The 18,346-nt window shown below is 62.5% G+C and carries 19 protein-coding genes; 11 read left to right on the top strand and 8 right to left on the bottom strand.

From position 1 onward, the window contains the following. The first annotated feature begins 191 nt into the window (after positions 1 to 191). The gene (locus CEW87_RS11900) at positions 192 to 398 is read left to right on the top strand and encodes a hypothetical protein (RefSeq protein ID WP_108973259.1); all 207 of its coding nucleotides are present in this window, start codon (positions 192 to 194) and stop codon (positions 396 to 398) included. Positions 399 to 446: 48 nt separating this feature from the next. On the opposite strand, the gene CEW87_RS11895 is transcribed toward CEW87_RS11900, so the two are convergent. Then, entirely contained in the window at positions 447 to 1,619 is a 1,173-nt protein-coding gene (locus CEW87_RS11895) for a class I SAM-dependent methyltransferase (protein WP_108973257.1), read from the bottom strand. Between the two features lie 113 nt (positions 1,620 to 1,732). Here CEW87_RS11895 and CEW87_RS11890 point away from each other — a divergent pair, with 113 nt between their 5' ends. The 3 genes from CEW87_RS11890 to CEW87_RS11880 all read left to right on the top strand — a co-directional run bounded on the left by CEW87_RS11890 (position 1,733) and on the right by CEW87_RS11880 (position 4,426). Next, the gene (locus CEW87_RS11890) at positions 1,733 to 2,482 is read left to right on the top strand and encodes a pteridine reductase (protein WP_108973256.1); all 750 of its coding nucleotides are present in this window, start codon (positions 1,733 to 1,735) and stop codon (positions 2,480 to 2,482) included. A gap of 56 nt (positions 2,483 to 2,538) precedes the next feature. Continuing rightward, positions 2,539 to 3,450: a tRNA 2-thiocytidine(32) synthetase TtcA gene (gene ttcA, locus CEW87_RS11885; RefSeq protein WP_199917009.1), complete on the top strand. Its 912-nt coding sequence runs from the start codon at positions 2,539 to 2,541 to the stop codon at positions 3,448 to 3,450. A gap of 112 nt (positions 3,451 to 3,562) precedes the next feature. Further along, positions 3,563 to 4,426, top strand: coding sequence for an FHA domain-containing protein (locus CEW87_RS11880; protein ID WP_108973252.1), 864 nt, complete (start codon positions 3,563 to 3,565; stop codon positions 4,424 to 4,426). Positions 4,427 to 4,557: 131 nt separating this feature from the next. Here CEW87_RS11880 and CEW87_RS11875 read toward each other — a convergent pair whose 3' ends face one another. Beyond that, the gene (locus CEW87_RS11875) at positions 4,558 to 4,950 is read right to left on the bottom strand and encodes a PsiF family protein (RefSeq protein WP_108973250.1); all 393 of its coding nucleotides are present in this window, start codon (positions 4,948 to 4,950) and stop codon (positions 4,558 to 4,560) included. 135 nt (positions 4,951 to 5,085) lie between these two features. Here CEW87_RS11875 and CEW87_RS11870 point away from each other — a divergent pair, with 135 nt between their 5' ends. The 3 genes from CEW87_RS11870 to CEW87_RS11860 all read left to right on the top strand — a co-directional run bounded on the left by CEW87_RS11870 (position 5,086) and on the right by CEW87_RS11860 (position 9,926). After that, positions 5,086 to 5,487, top strand: coding sequence for a YqaA family protein (locus CEW87_RS11870; RefSeq protein ID WP_234421518.1), 402 nt, complete (start codon positions 5,086 to 5,088; stop codon positions 5,485 to 5,487). Between the two features lie 47 nt (positions 5,488 to 5,534). Continuing rightward, positions 5,535 to 5,888, top strand: coding sequence for a RidA family protein (locus tag CEW87_RS11865; protein WP_108977158.1), 354 nt, complete (start codon positions 5,535 to 5,537; stop codon positions 5,886 to 5,888). A gap of 168 nt (positions 5,889 to 6,056) precedes the next feature. Then, complete coding sequence (locus CEW87_RS11860) at positions 6,057 to 9,926, top strand: DUF3683 domain-containing protein (protein WP_108973246.1); 3,870 nt, start codon at positions 6,057 to 6,059, stop codon at positions 9,924 to 9,926. 71 nt (positions 9,927 to 9,997) lie between these two features. Here CEW87_RS11860 and CEW87_RS11855 read toward each other — a convergent pair whose 3' ends face one another. From CEW87_RS11855 to pyrE, 4 genes are all read right to left on the bottom strand, one after another. Next, positions 9,998 to 10,780 (bottom strand): NAD-dependent deacylase, encoded by a 783-nt coding sequence (locus CEW87_RS11855; RefSeq protein ID WP_108973244.1) that lies wholly within the window; start codon positions 10,778 to 10,780, stop codon positions 9,998 to 10,000. After that, entirely contained in the window at positions 10,777 to 12,786 is a 2,010-nt protein-coding gene (locus CEW87_RS11850; protein ID WP_234421751.1) for a molybdopterin-containing oxidoreductase family protein, read from the bottom strand. Before CEW87_RS11850 ends, CEW87_RS11855 begins: the two co-directional genes overlap by 4 nt. Before the next feature lie 97 nt (positions 12,787 to 12,883). Further along, complete coding sequence (locus CEW87_RS11845; RefSeq protein ID WP_108973241.1) at positions 12,884 to 13,513, bottom strand: hypothetical protein; 630 nt, start codon at positions 13,511 to 13,513, stop codon at positions 12,884 to 12,886. Beyond that, positions 13,491 to 14,141, bottom strand: a complete 651-nt coding sequence (gene pyrE / locus CEW87_RS11840) for an orotate phosphoribosyltransferase (RefSeq protein WP_420094141.1) — start codon at positions 14,139 to 14,141, stop codon at positions 13,491 to 13,493. The genes CEW87_RS11845 and pyrE overlap by 23 nt, the downstream gene beginning before the upstream one ends. A 37-nt stretch (positions 14,142 to 14,178) precedes the next feature. Between pyrE and CEW87_RS11835 the strand changes: the two genes are divergently transcribed. The 4 genes from CEW87_RS11835 (at position 14,179) to CEW87_RS11820 (ending at position 16,298) form a co-directional block, all read left to right on the top strand. Further along, entirely contained in the window at positions 14,179 to 14,961 is a 783-nt protein-coding gene (locus CEW87_RS11835) for an exodeoxyribonuclease III (RefSeq protein WP_108973237.1), read from the top strand. 267 nt (positions 14,962 to 15,228) lie between these two features. Continuing rightward, entirely contained in the window at positions 15,229 to 15,540 is a 312-nt protein-coding gene (locus CEW87_RS11830) for a DUF883 family protein (RefSeq protein ID WP_108973235.1), read from the top strand. A gap of 9 nt (positions 15,541 to 15,549) precedes the next feature. Continuing rightward, complete coding sequence (locus tag CEW87_RS11825; RefSeq protein ID WP_108973233.1) at positions 15,550 to 15,936, top strand: phage holin family protein; 387 nt, start codon at positions 15,550 to 15,552, stop codon at positions 15,934 to 15,936. Further along, complete coding sequence (locus tag CEW87_RS11820; protein WP_108973231.1) at positions 15,933 to 16,298, top strand: YqjK-like family protein; 366 nt, start codon at positions 15,933 to 15,935, stop codon at positions 16,296 to 16,298. Before CEW87_RS11825 ends, CEW87_RS11820 begins: the two co-directional genes overlap by 4 nt. Positions 16,299 to 16,321: 23 nt before the next feature. Here the strand turns inward: CEW87_RS11820 and CEW87_RS11815 are convergent, their stop codons facing one another. Then, complete coding sequence (locus CEW87_RS11815; RefSeq protein ID WP_108973229.1) at positions 16,322 to 17,569, bottom strand: uracil-xanthine permease family protein; 1,248 nt, start codon at positions 17,567 to 17,569, stop codon at positions 16,322 to 16,324. A 119-nt stretch (positions 17,570 to 17,688) separates the two neighbouring features. After that, a complete protein-coding gene (gene upp, locus CEW87_RS11810; RefSeq protein ID WP_108973227.1) occupies positions 17,689 to 18,321 on the bottom strand; it encodes a uracil phosphoribosyltransferase in 633 nt (210 codons plus the stop codon). Between the last annotated feature and the right edge of the window lie 25 nt (positions 18,322 to 18,346).

Raw genomic sequence — 18,346 nt, 5'->3', positions numbered from 1 at the left:
GCAAAAAAGCCACACCCCGTGCTTTTTTTCCTCGCCAGCCGCTCGCCAAATTGTCATGATTTGCTCAAAGACGCGAACACCACGTCTTGAACATTGCACCATCGGTCCCAATCTTCGATTCAAGCCCGCCAGAAAGCGGCCGTTAATGAAATCAGGAGACCGGGATATCCGGTCACTTTGCGGAGGCCATCATGGTGATCTACATGGACATGCAAACCGGCAAGGAAATTCGGGAAGCCGGCAGGTCTGACGAGGAAGTCCTTGGCACCACCAGGCATCCTCTCCCCGAAACCGCCCTTCAGCTGCAGGAAATCGACTTCAGTCAGCCAGCGCGCAACATGCCGCCGCCGCGCGACATCGAAGCGCTCCTGAACGCAATGAGTCGCCAGGGCGCTTAATCAGCCGAAACGCCGGGCATCCGACAGGCAGTACCCGCTCGCAGCGTATCAAAGCGTATGCAGACGGTCGCCGCGAGCGAAACCGAGCAGCGGTACGTCGATGCCCCGGCCGACGGCAAGCACCTTGAACAACTCGCCCATCTCCTGCGGCGTGGTCAGCCGTTGCGCTGCGCGCGCCGCGCGAACATAGTCGGCCGACCCTTCTGGGCCGCGTCGTGCCAGACAGTCCAGCACCCCGCAATTGAACAGAAACTGTGCCTGGCTGGTGTAGCCCAGCACTTCCAGCCCTGCGTCGTACGCCGCCTCGGCCATCGCGGTGAAATCCACGAATTCGGTAATGTCGTTCAGCCCCGGCCACAGGAAGGGGTCGGCGTGCGCATGATGGCGGTAGTAGCACAGCAAGGTGCCGTTCGAGCGCGACGGCAGATAGTACTCGGCGCGCGGATAGCCATAATCGATCAGCAGCATCGCCCCCTGCTGCAAGCGGTCTGCCCATGAGGCCATCCAGGCCTGCCCGGCCAGGTTGATCTCGGTCAGGTATTCGCCCTCTGCGGGCGCCGGCAGTTCCAGCGCGCGGGCCGCTTCGAGCACTGCCCCCTCGGCCGGACTGTCACCCCAGCGAAACACCGCCCCATCTTCGCTCTCGGTCAGCACGACACCGCGCTCAAACACGCCATCGGCGCGCGACACGACCAGATGCACCGGCATCACATCGAGCACTTCGTTCGCGACCACCACACCGGAGAACTGCGCGGGCAGCGTATCCAGCCACTGGACGCGCGCGGCCAGATGCGGCGCCCGTTGCGCGAGGGTGTCGAACTGGCGTTCCCTGAGTTCGGCCGAAAGTTCGAGGATGCCATAGCTGAGCGGGAGCGCACCTCTGCGCTCAAGCTCAAGCAGGAGATCGGCCGCAAGCAGTCCGGTCCCGGCACCGACTTCGATCACCTGCATCGCACTGACCTGCATCACCTGCTCGACCTGGCCTGCAAGCGCCTGGCCAAACAAGGGCGTGAGCTCCGGTGCCGTGATGAAATCGCCCCCCGGCCCGAACTTTCTCGCGCCGCCGCTGTAATACCCCAGCCCGGGCGCGTAAAGTGCCAGTTCCATGTAACGGGAAAACGGCATCCAGCCCCCTGCGGCCCGGATTTCGGATTGCAGCAGGGCAGTCAGGCGATTGCTCTGGTCAAGAGCTTCTGCAGAAGGCTGGGGCAAGGAAGGCATGGCGGCGGCAAAGGTTGGGAACGCGGCATTGTAGCCGAGCGCGCAGGATGAACTGCACCGCGCACACCCGGAACCGCGCCAATCATCAACTCTCGACAACCCAATACAGCACCATGAACGAACAATCCACCGAGCCCGTCATTCTCGTCACCGGCGCCGCGCGCAGAGTCGGCGCTGCGATTGCACGCGAACTTCACGCCGGCGGCGCTCGCATCGCGCTGCACTATCGCAGCAGCCGGGATGAGGCCGAAGCGCTCGCGGCGAGCTTTCTCGCCATCCGCCCGGGATCGGCCATGACCGTTGGCGGAGACCTTGGTGCCGATGGCGTGCCCGAAGCGCTCGCGGACCGGGTCCTGGCTCACTATGGCCGACTCGACGGACTCGTCAATAACGCGTCGAGCTTTTTCCCCACGCCGCTGGGGCAGATCGACTCAAGCGCCTGGGCCGATCTCGTTGGCTCCAACCTCAAGGGCCCGCTGTTCCTCACCCAGGCACTCGCACCGGCACTCAAGGCATCACGCGGCGCCGTCGTCAACATTGTCGACATCCACGCTGAACGCCCCCTGCGACATTACGCACTGTACTGCGCGGCCAAGGCAGGGCTGGCGGGGCTGACCCGCGCGCTCGCCCTTGAGATGGCGCCCGAGGTGCGGGTAAACGGTGTTTCTCCGGGGCCGATCGAGTGGCCCGAAGATGGGCAGATCGCAAGCGACGAGCGCGAGGAGATCGTCCGCCACACCTTGCTGCAGCGCGAAGGCAGCCCGACCGACATCGCCCGCACGGTGCGCTTCCTGCTGGTCGACGCCCCCTACATCACCGGTCAGATCCTGGCCGTGGATGGCGGCCGCAGCGCGCACCTCTAATCGTCCGCTGCAATGCAAGTGTATAATCCGGAAAGACTTTTTTACTGAGCCCGATCGTGAACAGCGTTACCACCCAACCCGCCGTCGAACAAGCCGAAAACCGCCACTCCAATACCTTTCTGCGCCTGAAAAAGAAGCTCGAGCGTGGCGTCGGCGAAGCGATCGGTGACTACAACATGATCAGCGACGGCGATACGGTGATGGTCTGCGTGTCTGGCGGCAAGGATTCATACACCCTGCTCTCCTGTCTGCTGGCGCTGCGCGAGCGTGCGCCGGTCGATTTCCGCATCGTGGCAATGAACCTCGATCAGAAACAGCCCGGCTTCCCCGACCACATCCTGCCCGCCTACTTCGAGTCCATCGGCGTCGAGTACCGGATCGTCACCGAGGACACCTACTCGATCGTCAAGGACAAGATCCCTGAGGGCAAGACCACGTGTTCGCTGTGCTCCCGCCTTCGCCGCGGCATCATTTACCGCACTGCAGCCGAGATCGGTGCCACCCGCATCGCGCTTGGACACCATCGTGACGACATGCTGGAAACACTGTTCCTGAACATGTTCTTCGGTGGAAAGATCAAGGCCATGCCACCCAAACTGGTGAGCGACGACGGCAAGCACATGGTGATCCGTCCGCTGGCGTACTGTACCGAAAGCGATATCGCCCGATTTGCCCGCAGCATGGATTTTCCGATCATTCCGTGCAATCTGTGCGGCTCGCAGGAAAACGCGCAGCGCAAACACATCAAGGCCATGCTCCAGTCGTGGGCACGGGAGCATCCCGGACGTATCGAGTCGCTCGCGACCTCGCTCAAGAATGTCGTCCCGTCGCATCTGGCCGACCAGAAACTGTTCGACTTCGTCGGCGTCGACCGAAATACAACACTGGACGAAGGTGATATCGCCTTCGATCCGCAGCCCCTCCCGGAGGGGAACGGAGGTGTTATCAGGCTTTTTTCCGGGCAATAAAATATCCGTCAGGCATCGCCGGAAGGCTTGCATCGCTTTCAGCCTTTGATCATTATTGACCCGAGCGCGGCGAATGCCTGCCGCCGGACAATCACCGCGGTAAATCAATAATATGTCCGATCGAAAAAACCTGTGTGTGCTCGTGGCCGAAGTCATCGGGGGAGACCACCTCATCACACGCCTCGGCAAGGATGAGGCGAACCACGCAGTGGACCGCTGCCTGAACCGTATTGACCGTGCGGTAGGTGGCAATAGCGGCAATGTCCTTGAACGCACGCAAAGCTCCATGACGGCGAGCTTCGAGCGCTGCGATTCGGGCGTTGTCGCGGCCTGCGAAATGCTAGAGCGAGTCCTGAGCCTGCCGCCAGTCAGCGGCACGCAGTTGAAGATCCGGATCGGCATTCACTATGGTCTCGCCGATGTCGGCTCGGGTGGAGACGGAGTCGACGGCGCACGTCGCCTGGCGCAAACCTGTCGCCCCGGACAAGCCTTGGCGAGCAGCACTGCAGTCATGCTGCTCACCCCCTCGGCCCGGCACTTTGCCGGCGCAGAGGCATTTCAGTCCGAGGCACAAAGCGGGCTGGAATGGCAGGTATTCACCATCGGCCACCGCGTCGGCGTGGTGACGTCATTGCCACCGAACGCAAAACTCTCCCAGCGCCTGCGATTACGTCACCAGGAAGAGGTGATGTTCGTCGAAGAGCACCGCCCCATCGTGCTGCTCGGGCGTGAACTGGGCAACGATGTCGTGATCATCGATGCCAGGGCATCGCGCCAGCACGCACGCATCGAACGCAGAAGAGACGGCTTCGTCCTGATCGACCAGAGTTCCAATGGCTGCCACGTTTCCATCGACGGTGACGAAGAGCGCTGCATCAAGGGTGCCGAACTGTCCCTCAGTGGCTCGGGGCGCATCGGCTGCGGTTTTTCATCAAAGGAAATCGAACGCGACCTGGTCTTTTTCGACATCGTTTAAGTCCGCCCCCAAAGCCTCCGCCCAAGCGCCCACGGAATCAGCTCGCGGCGGACTCACACTGAATCATTGCGCGGGCGTCCGACCAGCGCCGAACGCCCGTCTCGCCCCGCATTCTCCGGGGCGAAGCACACTCACCCTTTAAGACACTCGCTCATGAAGGCCTTGCGCTCATTGCCCTTGAGTGCCTTCTCGCTCGCGTTCCGGCTGCACCCTTTCATTTTTTCCTTCTGAGCGGCCTGAAGCGCACCGTCACTCGTTGAGGTAGCGGACACGTTCTGTGCCTTGCCCTTGACGGGTTCGGGAGCCCTGGATGCTGGCGACGCGGCCGGCGCAGCCCCCACAGCATGCTTGCCTTTCAGGCATGTGCTCATGAACTGCTTGCGGTCGTCTCCCTTCAGTGCCTTTGTCCTTGCCTCCTGATTGCACGTCTTCATCCGCTCGTGCTGCGGATTGGCCCAGGCGTCCGCAGGGGATAATGTGGCAAGCAAGGTGGCGGCAACAGTCGTCAGAATCAATCCTTTCATCACACAACTCCTTGGTCATCAACATGAAAAATGCGCCGCCATACTCCCACTTGTCATATGCAAACGTCAACTTTAAGAAGCTGAGAAACACCTGCCGACACATGCTTCGACATGCATGCAGGCGGCCATCTGCCCGTGTTTGACGCCGTCAGCGCCGCGCTTGGCGGACTCTTCGTTTCGGCCTTCCTGTCAGCGACCGTACTGCCTGGCGGCTCCGAACTCGTACTTGCGGGCATCCTCCACCAGTACCCCGAGCAACTCGTCTCCGCCCTGATCCTCGCAACCGTCGGTAACACCCTCGGTGGCATGAGTACGTATGCAATCGCACGCCTCCTGCCGCGCAAGGAGTTGCCACAGCGCCTGCGCCAGGTGCAGCGCTACGGCAGCGCAAGCCTTGTGCTGTCCTGGGTTCCGGTCGTTGGGGACGCCTTGTGCGCGGCAGCCGGCGTACTTCGCCTGAACTGGTTTTCATGCCTGTGCTGGATGGCGCTGGGCAAGGGTCTGCGATACCTCGCAATCGCATCCGCCATGTACTGAGTACGGGCGGTATAATCGTGCGCCTTGCGATCTCATCCGGCCTTCTCATGCAATCGATACAGCGCAAGGGCACAACTGCCCGTTACTCCGACTCCGTGGTTCACAACGGTGTCGCCTACATTGTCGAAGTCCCGACCTCGGTCGATGGCGACATCGGCAGCCAGACCCAGGAGATCCTCGACAGCCTGGCACGACAGCTCGAGGACATCGGCAGCAGTACCTCTCGCATCCTCAGCGCAAGCATCTACCTCACCGACATGGCCGACTATGCCGGCATGAACGCGGCGTGGGATGCCTGGGTGCCGGCGGGCACCGCCCCTTCCCGCGCCTGCCTCCAGGTCGTTGCGCTGGCGCAACCCGGCTGGCGGGTCGAAATCGCGATCACCGCCGCCGTCGCCTGAAGGGCTTGAAACACCGGCCTTGCCGGAACCCTTCGTTACCCGTGGCGTCCACCCCTGTAGCGCAGTGTCTGATTCCACACTTCGCATAAGGTCTTGTTTTTTGATGCATGTTGCACTGCGGTTCGTTAAAATCGCAGGTTCCCCTGCAGCAGCCACCTCGGTGCACTAATGACCCAACGCCTGCGAGAAATTCCGTACAACTACACTTCGTTCTCCGACCGCGAGATCGTGACCCGCCTGCTCGGTGCAGACGCGTGGTCCGTTCTCGACGAATTGCGTGCAGAGCGGGTTACCGGCCGTTCGGCGCGAATGCTGTACGAAGTCCTCGGCGACATCTGGGTGGTTCGCCGCAACCCTTACCTTGAAGACGACCTGCTCGCCAGCCGCGAGCGGCGCGAGGCGCTGATCAACGCCCTCGACCACCGGGTCAATGAGGTGGAGAAGCGCCGGCAGGGTAACGACCGCGTCGCACTGCTGATTGCCCGCGCGCGTCAGGCCGTTGCCGATTTCGAGCGCTGGTTCGATGTCACTGCGCGCAAGCGCAAGGCTGCGCTGAAGACGCTCACGCGTCACACTGCGCGCGACAACGTCTGTTTCGACGGGCACGCCCGCGTATCGCACGTCACCGACGCAACTGACTGGCGCGTCGAGTACCCCTTCGTCGTCCTCTACCCCGACACCGAAGAGGAAATGGCACCGCTGGTACGCGCCTGTATCGAACTCGGCATGACCATCATCCCGCGCGGCGGCGGCACCGGCTATACCGGCGGAGCCGTACCCCTCGACGCGAATTCGGTGGTGATCAACACCGAGAAGCTGATCACCATCGGCGCTGTGGAAGAGATGGTTCTGCCCGACGCCGACGGCAAGCCGATGGACTCCCCCTACGCGACCATTCGCACCGGCGCCGGCGTTGTCACCGATCGCGTGTCGGAGGCAGCAAGCCTGGCCGGCCGCGTGTTCGCCGTCGACCCCACCTCGGCCAGCGCATCCTGTGTGGGCGGCAACATCGCCATGAACGCCGGCGGCAAGAAGGCCGTGCTGTGGGGCACTGCACTCGACAACCTGGCGTGGTGGAAGATGGTCACGCCGGACGGCAACTGGCTCGAGGTCGAGCGTCTCGACCACAATTTCGGCAAGATCCACGAGCAGCACATTGCACGGTTCCGCCTGCGCCGCTTCGATGGCTTCACTTACGCGCCCCTCGGAGAAGAAGTGCTCTCCATGCCCGGCGCACACTGCCGCAAGGACGGACTGGGCAAGGACGTCACCGACAAATTTCTCGGCGGCATTCCGGGCGTGCAGAAGGAAGGCACGGACGGCCTGATCGTGGCCTCGCGCTGGGTGCTGCACAAGATGCCGCCGGTCACCCGCACCGTCTGTCTCGAGTTTTTCGGCCAGGTTCGCGAAGCCGTGCCAGCCATCGTCGAGATCACCGACTACTTCAAGCCGGGTGGCGCCGGCAATGCCGCCGGTGTGCTGCTGGCGGGGCTCGAGCACCTCGACGAGCGCTATGTGAAGGCGGTGGGCTACACCACCAAGGCCAAACGCCACGGCCGCCCGAAGATGGTGCTGATCGGTGACATCGTCGGCTTCGACGAGAACGCGGTGATGACCGCCGCCTCCGACGTGGTGCGCATGACCAACACCCGCGGTGCAGAAGGCTTCATTGCGGTCTCGCCCGAGCAGCGCAAGCGCTTCTGGCTGGAGCGCTCACGCACGGCAGCCATCTCCCGCCATACGAACGCCTTCAAGATCAACGAAGACGTGGTCATCCCGCTGCCACGCATGGGCGACTACTGTGACGGCATCGAGCGCATCAACATCGAGTTGTCCACCCGCAACAAGCTTGAGTTGTGCGACACCCTTGCCGAATTTCTGCGTGGCGATCTGCCACTGGATCAGGGCGATGCGAACCTTGCCGCAGATGAGCTGATTGGTGACCGCCGCGAAGCTGCCCTCAACTACGTCGGGGCCGTGCGCCGGCGCTGGGAATGGCTGCTGGACAACCTTGACATGCCGCTGGCCGAGGCTGAGAGCCAGTTCGCCACCTACGGCATTCAAGCCGGTGAACTGAGCAATCGTGCAGCAAACCCCACGCTCTTCCATCGCCTTCAGGATTACTCCATCCGGGTGTCGTGGAAGACCGAGATCAAGCCGCGTCTGAACAAGATCTTCGACGGCACGATCTTCGCCCCGGTGCTCGAGCGGATCGAGGCGCTGCATGCGCAGGTGCTGCGCGGGCGCGTCTTTGTGGCGCTGCACATGCACGCCGGCGACGGCAACGTGCACACCAACCTTCCGGTCAACTCCGATAACTACGACATGCTGCAGACCGCCAATCGCGCGGTCGATCGCATCATGGCGCTGGCGCGCTCGCTTGATGGCGTGATTTCCGGCGAGCACGGCATCGGCATCACCAAGCTCGACTATCTGACTGACGCGGAGATGGCCTCCTTCTGGGACTACAAGTCCAGAGTGGACCCCGAGGGTCGCTTCAACCGTGGCAAGCTGATGCGGGGCGGCAACCTCGACAATGCCTACACGCCCAGCTTCAACCTGATGGGCCACGAATCGCTGATCATGGAGCAGACCGAGATCGGCGAGATTGCGCACGATATCAAGGACTGCCTGCGTTGCGGCAAGTGCAAGCCGGTGTGCTCGACTCATGTGCCGCGCGCCAACCTGCTCTACAGCCCGCGCAACAAGGTGCTCAGCACCTCGCTGCTGATCGAGGCCATGCTTTACGAAGAGCAGACACGGCGCGGCGTATCGCTGGCACACTGGGCCGAGTTCGAGGATGTGGCCGACCATTGCACCGTATGCCACAAGTGCGAAAAGCCGTGCCCGGTCGACATCGACTTCGGCGACGTCTCGATCAAGATGCGCAACCTGCTGCGCAAGCAGGGCAAGAAGTCCTTCAATCCCGGCAAGGCCGCGGCGATGGCCTTCCTTACCGTCAAGGACCCGGCCACGATCAAGGTGATCCGCACCGGCATGATCGAATGGGGCTACAAGGCGCAGCGTTTCGCCTACACAATGGGCAAACGCTTCGGCCTCATCCAGTCCCAGGTGAAGGCGCCGCCAGCCACGCTGCACAAGGCCCCGATCAAGGCGCAGGTGATTCACTTCATCAATAAGCCGATGCCCGGCAATCTGCCGAAGAAGACCTCCCGCGCCCTGCTCGACATCGAGGACGACAAGGTCATCCCGGTGATTCGCGACCCGCAAAAGGGCAGTAACGATACCGACGCCGTGTTCTACTTCCCCGGCTGTGGCTCGGAGCGCCTGTTCAGCCAGGTCGGCCTGGCCACCCAGGCCATGCTCTACCACGTCGGCACGCAGACCGTGCTGCCGCCGGGCTACCTGTGCTGCGGCTATCCGCAGACGGCCGCCGGCGAGGAAGACAAGGGGCAGAAGATCACCACCGACAACCGGGTGCTCTTCCACCGCGTCGCCAACACGCTGAACTATCTCGACATCAAGACGGTGATCGTGTCCTGCGGCACCTGCATGGATCAGCTGCAGAAGTACGAGTTCGAGAAGATCTTCCCCGGCTGCCGCCTGCTCGACATCCATGAGTACCTGATGGAAAAGGGCGTGAAGCTCGAAGGTGTGCAGGGCGTGAACTACATGTATCACGAGCCCTGCCACACCCCGATGAAGGTGCATTCCGGCATCAAGGTGGCCAACGAGCTGATGGGGACACGGGTGGACCTGTCGGACCGCTGCTGCGGCGAGTCGGGCACCCTGGCGGTTGCACGTCCGGACATTTCCACCCAGGTGCGCTTCCGCAAGCAGGAGGAGATCGAAAAGGGTGTGGCGCTGATGCAGGAAGCCAGCCCCAACGCCCCGACCAAGATCCTCACCTCCTGCCCCAGCTGCCTGCAGGGGCTGAGCCGTTACGCCGACGACGCCGGCGGCATCGAGCCCGACTACATCGTGGTCGAACTCGCAAAGCACCTGCTGGGAGAGAACTGGCTGCCCGATTACGTCGCAAAAGCCAATAACGGCGGCATTGAGCGCGTGCTGCTGTAAGTAGTAGCAACCGCAGCAACAAGAAAGGGCGCCAGTGGCGCCCTTTCCTTTGTGCCCTGATCGCGTCGCGATCAGGGCAGTTCGTGCATGCGCGCCCACAATTGCGTCATTGCGTCCGCAGCGCCCATGCGCAGGCGGTAGTCGACAATATCGCTGACCTCGGTGTCACCCGGATTGATCTCAACCGATGGAATCCTGTTCTGCTGCGCCCACCACACCGGGCCGGAGATATACGGAAAGACACTTGTGGTACCGATGGATACGATCAGATCGACCCCCGACTCGAGCACATGGGTGAGCTGATCCAGCCCCTTTTGCGGCAACATCTCGCCGAACAGCACGATATCCGGACGCAGCACGCCACCGCACACAGGACACGCGGGCGGCAGATCAAGCCCGGCAAAATCGTGCACGCTGCGCTGATGCGGACACTCGGTGCAGCGCAGGTGATGCACCGTGCCGTGGATCTGGATCACCTTCTCCGATCCGGCCATGCGGTGCAATCCATCGACATTCTGCGTCAGCACCCAGACACCCGGCTTTTCGGCCTCGAGGTCGGCAATGCGCAAGTGCGCCGCACTCGGCTTCGCACCTCTGCAATTGGATTCGATCTCCCCGATGTAACGCCAGGAGATATCCGGTCGTTGCGCCATCATTTCGCCCGAAAGCGCTTCTTCGATCGTCAGCCCTTCGGCCGTCAGACGCTCATGATACAAGCCGCCGATGCCACGATAAGTGGGGAGTCCGGAGTCGGCGGAAATGCCCGCCCCGGTAATGAACAACACGCGCTCGGCGCGCTTCAGCAGCGCTGCAACCGCATCAATATCAGCATTCGTGCTTGACGAAACCGTCATACAGGCAAGACCTCAACCAGACAATCGTAAAAAATCGGCCCGCCTCCCATGTCGGTCAGTGCCGACGAGGTCACCGCATTTGCGTTCTCTCCATCGCCAGAGAGCTTCTGCCACCACACGGACGGACTCACGACGACACCGGCACGGATGTCCTCGGTGACCACTGCGCGGGCGTGAAAGGCACCACGATCATTGCGGATGCGCACCCGGTCTCCATCGCTGATAGCGCGCTTCGCGGCATCCTGCGGATGAATCTCGAGCTTCGGCGAGCCTTCCTGCTGCACGAAGCGGGGCAGATTGGCAAAACTGGTATTCAGGAAATTGCGGGCCGGCGGTGTAATCAATGCCAGCGGGTAGCGTTGGGCGAGCGCTGGATTGCTCGACACGGACTCCGCCGGCGGCGTCCAGGCCGGCAGCGGGTCATGCCCCTGCGCTGCAAGCGTCTCGGCGTAAAACTCGCACTTGCCCGATGGCGTCCTGAAGGCGCCCTGAGCATACGGCACACTGGGGCGCGGCAGATTCAACCTGACCCAGCCTTGTGCTTTCAGCGCTTCCGGCGTCACCCCGAATGCGCGCGGATCGTCGCGATTGAAGGCCTGGGACGCAAGCTCGTCGTCGGTTTCGGAAAACAGCGCTTCGGAGAACCCCATCCGCGCCGCCAGCAGGCGAAACACCTCAGTGTTCGGCTTCGCCTCCCCCAGCGGCGCAATCGCAGGCTCGTTGGACACTGCGTAAGCGTGTCCGTAGCTGGCATGCACATCACGGTGTTCGAGCTGGCTGGTGGCGGGCAGCAGGATATCGGCGTAGTCGGCCGTGTCGGTCTGGAACAGCTCGTGCACCACACAGAACAAGTCCTCACGCGCAAAACCCGCCCGTACTTCATTGCTGTTGGGCGCAACCGCCACCGGGTTCGAGTTGTAGACGTAGATGGCCCGGACAGGCGGCTCGCCAGCCTTGAGCAGGGCCTCGCCAATATTCGACATGTTGATCGTGCGCGGCGGAAAGCGCTTTGCATCCGGATACAGGTCAGGCCGCGCCAGGGCGCGCACATCCTTGGGAAAGTTTCCGGAAACGGAGAGCAGCGCCCCGCCCGCAGCATGTCGCCAGGCGCCGGTCAGGGCGGGAAGACAGGCGATGTTGCGCACCGCCATGCCAGCCCCCGCGCAGCGGTTCAGACCATAGTTGAGACGAATCATTGACGGCTGCGCGCGCCCATATTCGCGCGCAAGGCTGCGGATCACCTCCGCATCCAGACCAGTGACGGACGCCGCCCATTCGGGCGTATGTTCACGAACACGCTCAGCCAGCGCATCAAAGCCAATCGTGTGCTGCGCAATGTAGTCGTGGTCGAGCAGGTCCTCGGCGATCAGCATCTGCATCATTGCCAGCGCCAGTGCGCCGTCCGTTCCGGGCAGGGGCGCGATATGCTGATGACACTTTTTCGCGGTATCGGTGCGGCGGGGGTCGATGCAGATCAAACGCGCACCACGCCGCTTGGCCTCCTGCATGTAACGCCAGCCATGGAGGTTAGACACCACCGGGTTGCCACCCCAGATCAGGATCAGCCTGGCATCGACCAGTGCTTCGGGATCGGCCCCTACGGCCGCACCGACCGTCGCCTTCCAGCCAGCGGCGCCGGCCGAGGCGCAGATGGTGCGATCGAGCAGCGAGGCGCCAAGACGGTGGAAGAAGCGACGGTCCATGCTCTCGCCCTGCACCAGCCCCATGGTGCCTGCGTAACTGTAGGGCAGGATCGCGCGCGGATCGTCGGCGGCGATCTCGCGGAACTTCGCGGCAATGGTATCCAGGGCTTCATCCCAGGTGATGCGCTCAAAACGCCCCTCCCCCTTGCGCCCGATACGTTTCATCGGATACAGCAGGCGCTGGTCGGAATACACCCGTTCCAGATAGTGCGACACCTTGGTGCACAGCGAGCCATTGGTGAACGGCATCTTCTCTGCACCGCGAACGCGCACTGCCCTGCCCTGTTCGACGGTGATCTCCATCGCGCAGGTATCCGGGCAATCATGTGGACAGGCGGCTTTCACCACCTTGGGCTCGATGGCGTTCATCTGGATCTCCGTGGGCGCAATCCGCGCAATGTCAGCGCGGGCGGGATGCAGGGGCCGTCAACTCAAGGTAGCGACGACGATCTTCCTCGAAGCGCAGACGGAGAGACTCACGTTCGCGCAGCTTGGCCTCGATGATCGAGCGCTGGGCAGCAATCTCGCCATCGACGTTGTGCTGATCCTCTGCGAGGTCTGCCGGCACGCTCTGGCCGCGGTAGAACTCGGCCTCCTGCGCGAACCGCGCCTTGCGCGCAAGCAGCGCCTTCTCCCGCACACGCAAATCCGCAATCGTGCGATCCATGTCCGCCAGCGCCCGTTCACGACGGTCGGAAATCGCGTTGACGCTGGGATAGGTTTCAAGCAAAGCCTGATCCAGGCGTCGCTGCTTGAGCGCAATGGCCTCTGCCTCCTTGCGACGACGCGCGTCCTCGTCGCGCTGGGCAATCTCTTCTGCCGTCAGCGGCGGAGGTACGTAACGCCGCAGCGTGCCGCTCGTGCTGAGCTCACGGTAACCTCGTCCGTAACATGCGGCCGGAAGGATATCCCCGCACACGGGGCTACCGCCCACGTCACAGCAGAAAATAGTGCGTCCCTGCGCCGCCGCAGCCAAAGGCGCGGCCAGCGCGGTCAGAAGCGCAAGCTCAACGAGCCGAACCGACGCCATACGCTTCCCGGTAGGCCTTGACCGCATCGAGGTTTGCAGCGAGGTCGGGGCTGTCGGCCAGATAGCCGATGAGGTCATCGAGTGTCGCTACCGCAATCACGGGGATGCCGAAGTTCTCCTGCACTTCCTGCACAGCAGACAGCGCGCCCTTGCCGCGCTCCATGCGGTCAAGCGCGATCACGACCCCGGCCGGCGTGGCACCGGCAGCACGAATGATCTCGACAGACTCACGCACCGACGTACCCGCCGAAATCACATCGTCGAGAATCAGGACGCGTCCGGCCAGCGGCGCGCCGATGAGCGTGCCCCCCTCGCCGTGGTCCTTGGCCTCCTTGCGATTGAACGCAAACGGCAGACCCACGCCTTCTTCTGCGAGCCGGATCGCCGTACCCGCCACCAGCGGGATACCTTTGTACGCGGGACCGAACAACATGTCGCAAGCGACGCCGGTGTCACGAATCGCATGTGCGTAGTATCCGCACAGGGCACGAAACGACACACCGTCATCGAACAGACCGGCATTGAAAAAATAGGGTGAGTTACGCCCCGCCTTGGTCACGAACGACCCAAAACGCAGCACGCCCTTTTCACAGGCGAGGGCAATGAATTCCCGGCTAAAATCCACGATTCGAATCCTGCATTGCAACATGACTGGAAGTTTGCCCATGTTACGCATCATCTCCGCCAACCTCAACGGCATCCGCTCTGCAACCAGCAAAGGTTTTCTCGATTGGCTCGCAAAACAGGACGCAGACATCGTCTGTCTGCAGGAACTGAAGGCTCAGGGGCCTGATCTGAGCGACCAGATGCGGAATCCAGCCCCGCTCAATGGATGGTTTCACTGCGCCGAAAAGAAAGGTTACAGCGGTGTCGGCATTTACAGCCGCCACACACCGGACCGCGTCGTGGAGGGCCTCGGTATTGCCGACATCGACGCTGAAGGCCGCTACCTGCAGCTCGACTTCGGCGCCCTTTCGGTCATCTCCTTGTATCTTCCCTCGGGCTCCAGTTCGGAAGACCGGCTCCAGATCAAGTTCTCATTCATGGAACGCTTCCTGCCTCACCTCGCTGCCCTGCGCGCAAGCGGTCGCGAAGTCGTGATCTGCGGCGACTGGAACATCGCCCACAAGGAGATCGACCTGAAAAACTGGAAGAGTAATCAGAAGAATTCCGGTTTTCTCCCGGAAGAGCGCGCCTGGCTCAGCCGGCTGTTCGACGAGCAGGGCTGGGTAGACGTCTATCGCGGCCTGTATCCGGACGCCGGAGAGGCCTGCTACACGTGGTGGTCGAACCGCGGGCAGGCCTGGGCCAAGAACGTGGGCTGGCGGCTCGACTACCAGATCGCAACCTCCGGTATTGCGGAAAAGGCCAAAGCCGCCGCGGTATACAAGGAAGAGCGCTTCAGCGACCACGCGCCACTCACCGTTGACTACGACTGGGTACTCTGACGCCGAACGTACTGCAGCCCCCCGGGGAAACACCCCCAGGGGACTCACCACTGGTGCCGGGACAAGGTTTCGAGACACCCCACGTGCCACCGCCCCCGTAGCACTGAAAAACGGCGCTCAGCCTTCGGGCGCGAACGAACCAGCATGTCGTGTGACATCACGCACACATCCCATTCCCGATGAATTTGCTAACTCGCCGGAAACGGAATAGCGTGGACTCATCACCGCGCAACCGCGCATTCGTCATAGTTCGCAAGGAGGCCAAGAATGACCGACACGACTCATCCCTCAAGGGAAAAACTCGTTTCCGACCTGAAATTGGTGGTATCCGACGCCGAGGAGTTGCTCAAGCTTACGGCCGGGCAGGCGGGCGACAAGATTGGCGACGTGCGCAGTCGCCTCACTGACCGCCTGTCTGACGCCAAGGACAGAATCGCCGACGCAGAAGCAGCCGTTCTCGACAAGACGAAGAAGGCAGCGCACGCAACCGACGACTACGTTCATGCCCACCCCTGGGAATCCGTTGGTGTAGCGGCGGGCGTCGCCTTTTTGCTCGGCCTGCTGGCGGGTCGCAGGTAAACCGGCGCAGTGAGCGAGAAACGAAGACCGCGTCTTGCAGACAGCCTGCGCGGCTTTCTGGATCACGGACTGGAGACCGCGCAAACCCGGCTTGAGTTGCTCGCGCTCGAGGTGCAGGAGGAAAAACTGCGCCTCAGCGGCCTGGTGCTCAATCTCGTGGTGTGTGCGCTGCTGCTGGCCTTTGGCATCGTATTCCTGCTGGTATTTCTCACCGTGCTGTTCTGGGAGGAACACCGCTTGCTAGCCTTGGGCATTGCCACCACTGTCTGCATCGGCGCTGCGCTGCTGACGGCAAGCAATGCCGCGCGTGAGCTCAAGCGCGGTTCGCGCCTTTTTGCCTCAAGCCTGGCCGAACTGGCCCGCGACCGCGCGGCATTGCGCCGCGACGACGAATGAACCCACGGCTGATCGAGTTTGCGCTGCGCAAGCAACGCCTGCAGATCAATGCAGAGCACCAGCGCGACGATATGGTGCGACATCTCGAAGGCGTCGAATCCATACTTGATACCGTCGACGAACTACGCGACGGGGTGGACTGGGCGCGCAAACAGGCGCCGATCCTGTCCGGCGCAGCGCTGCTGCTGATCGCGACCAGGCCACGACAGGCCCTGCGACTGGCCAAGCGCGTGGGAATCGGCTGGCTGATGTACCGGCGCATGCAGGGCGGACCCGGCGCACGGGTCAGCCTGCTTGCACTTCCGCTGGTACGTCGCCTGCTCGAACGCGTGCTGCGCCGGTTCGCTGGCAGCCGCGCCTGACACGGCCGCCGCTCTCGGCAAGATCAAGGCTGCTTGCGGTTTTTGGGCAGCAGCAGGTTGAGCAGGATCGCGGCGACGCCGCACAGGCTCACGCCCTGCAGGCTGAACCCATCCAGATTGAGCGCCAGTCCGCCAATACCGAACACCAGCACGGCGGAAACGATCACGAGATTGCGCGGCTCGTCGAGGTTGGTGCGGTCGGCGATCAGGGTCTTGAGGCCGATACTGGCAACCGAGCCAAACAGCAGCATCATGATGCCCCCCATCACCGGGACGGGGATCGACTGCAGCAAGGCGTTGAACTTTCCGAAAAAGGCCATCACGATCGCGAACACCGCAGCCCAGGTCATCACCTTGGGGTTGAAGCTCCTGGTCAGCGTAACTGCGCCCGTCACCTCCGAATAGGTCGTCACCGGCGGCCCACCAATCAGACCGGCAAACAGCACACCGAGGCCATCACCGGCGAGGGTGCGATGCAGGCCCGGCTTGTCGGTGTAGTCCTTGCCCGTCACGCCCCCAATCGCAACCACGTCCCCGACGTGTTCGATCGCAGGCGCCAACGCGACCGGGATCATGAACAGTATCGCAGCCCATTCGAAGGTCGGCGCCACAAAGTCGGGCATGGCCACCCACGGCGCAGCGGCGATCTTGCCGAAATCGACCAGCCCCAGCACGGCAGCCAGCACATAACCTGTGCCAACACCGATCAGAATCGGCACCAGACGCAGGAAGCCCCGTCCGAAAACGGCAGCGACCACGGTCGCCCCGAAGGAGACCATCGCGACGATCATCGCCGTGCCATAAGGCACCAGCTCGACCTTGCCGTCTCCCGTCCGCCCCATCGCCATGTTCACCGCGACAGCAGCAAGCGACAGGCCGATGATCATGATGATCGGACCGATCACCACCGGCGGCATGAATCGATGCACGATCTCTGCCCCGTGCCGCCACACCAGCCCGGAAAAAACGAAATACACCAGCGACACGCAGGCCAGCGCACCCATGGTGGCGGGCAGACCCCAGGTCTGCATGCTGTAGATGATCGGCGCGATGAAGGCGAAGCTGGAGCCCAGGAAAATCGGCACCTGCCGCCCGGTGACGAACTGAAACAGGAGCGTCCCGACACCCGCACCAAGCAGCGCCATGCTGGGGTTGAGGCCGGTCAGCAGCGGCACCAGCACCAGCGCACCAAACGCCACGAAAAGAATCTGGGCACCAGAAACCGCCTGCCGCCACAATGGGTCAGCAGACTCGATGGGAACTTCACGCATTACCATTCTCCTTGCGCGCCGGCCATGCAGACCGGCTGCGGTCACTACCTTAGTATTTGCCGCGACATCGTCACACAGCGCCGGTCTGACGCCGGCATGGCTGCGGACAATGCGCCTGATCAGTTGTGCTTGGTACCGAAGATCTTGTCGCCCGCGTCACCAAGTCCCGGAATGATGTATCCGTGCTCATTGAGGTGACTGTCGATGCTTGCGGTATAGATCTCGACGTCTGGATGACGCTCCTGCATCAGCGCAATGCCCTCGGGCGCGGCCACCAGCACCAAAGCACGCACCTGGCCACAACCGTTGCGCTTGAGCATGTCCACGGTCGCCGCAAGCGACCCACCGGTGGCGAGCATCGGATCGATGATCAGGGACATGCGTTCGCCGAGATGTCCGACGAATTTCTCGAAGTACGGCGCCGGCTGCAGGGTTTCCTCATTACGTGCGATCCCTACGACGCTGACCTTTGCGCTGGGGATCATGTCCAGCACCCCATCGAGCATCCCCAGCCCTGCACGCAGGATGGGCACGACCGTCACCTTCTTGCCCTTGATCTGCTCGACTTCCACCGGCCCGGCCCAGCCATCGATGGTCACCGATTCGAGCGGAAAGTCCTTGCACGCCTCGTAGGCAAGCAATCGGGCCAGTTCGGCCGTGAGTTCGCGAAACTTCTTGGTGCTGATGTCACCTTCCCGCATCAGTCCGATCTTGTGGCGGACCAGGGGGTGATTGATCTGGTGGACGGGCATGAAGAATCCTGAGACGAAGGGAGTA

This window comes from Parazoarcus communis, assembly GCF_003111665.1.
Taxonomy (GTDB): Bacteria; Pseudomonadota; Gammaproteobacteria; order Burkholderiales; family Rhodocyclaceae; genus Parazoarcus; species Parazoarcus communis_B.
This window is presented reverse-complemented; position numbering and strand designations above follow the sequence as displayed.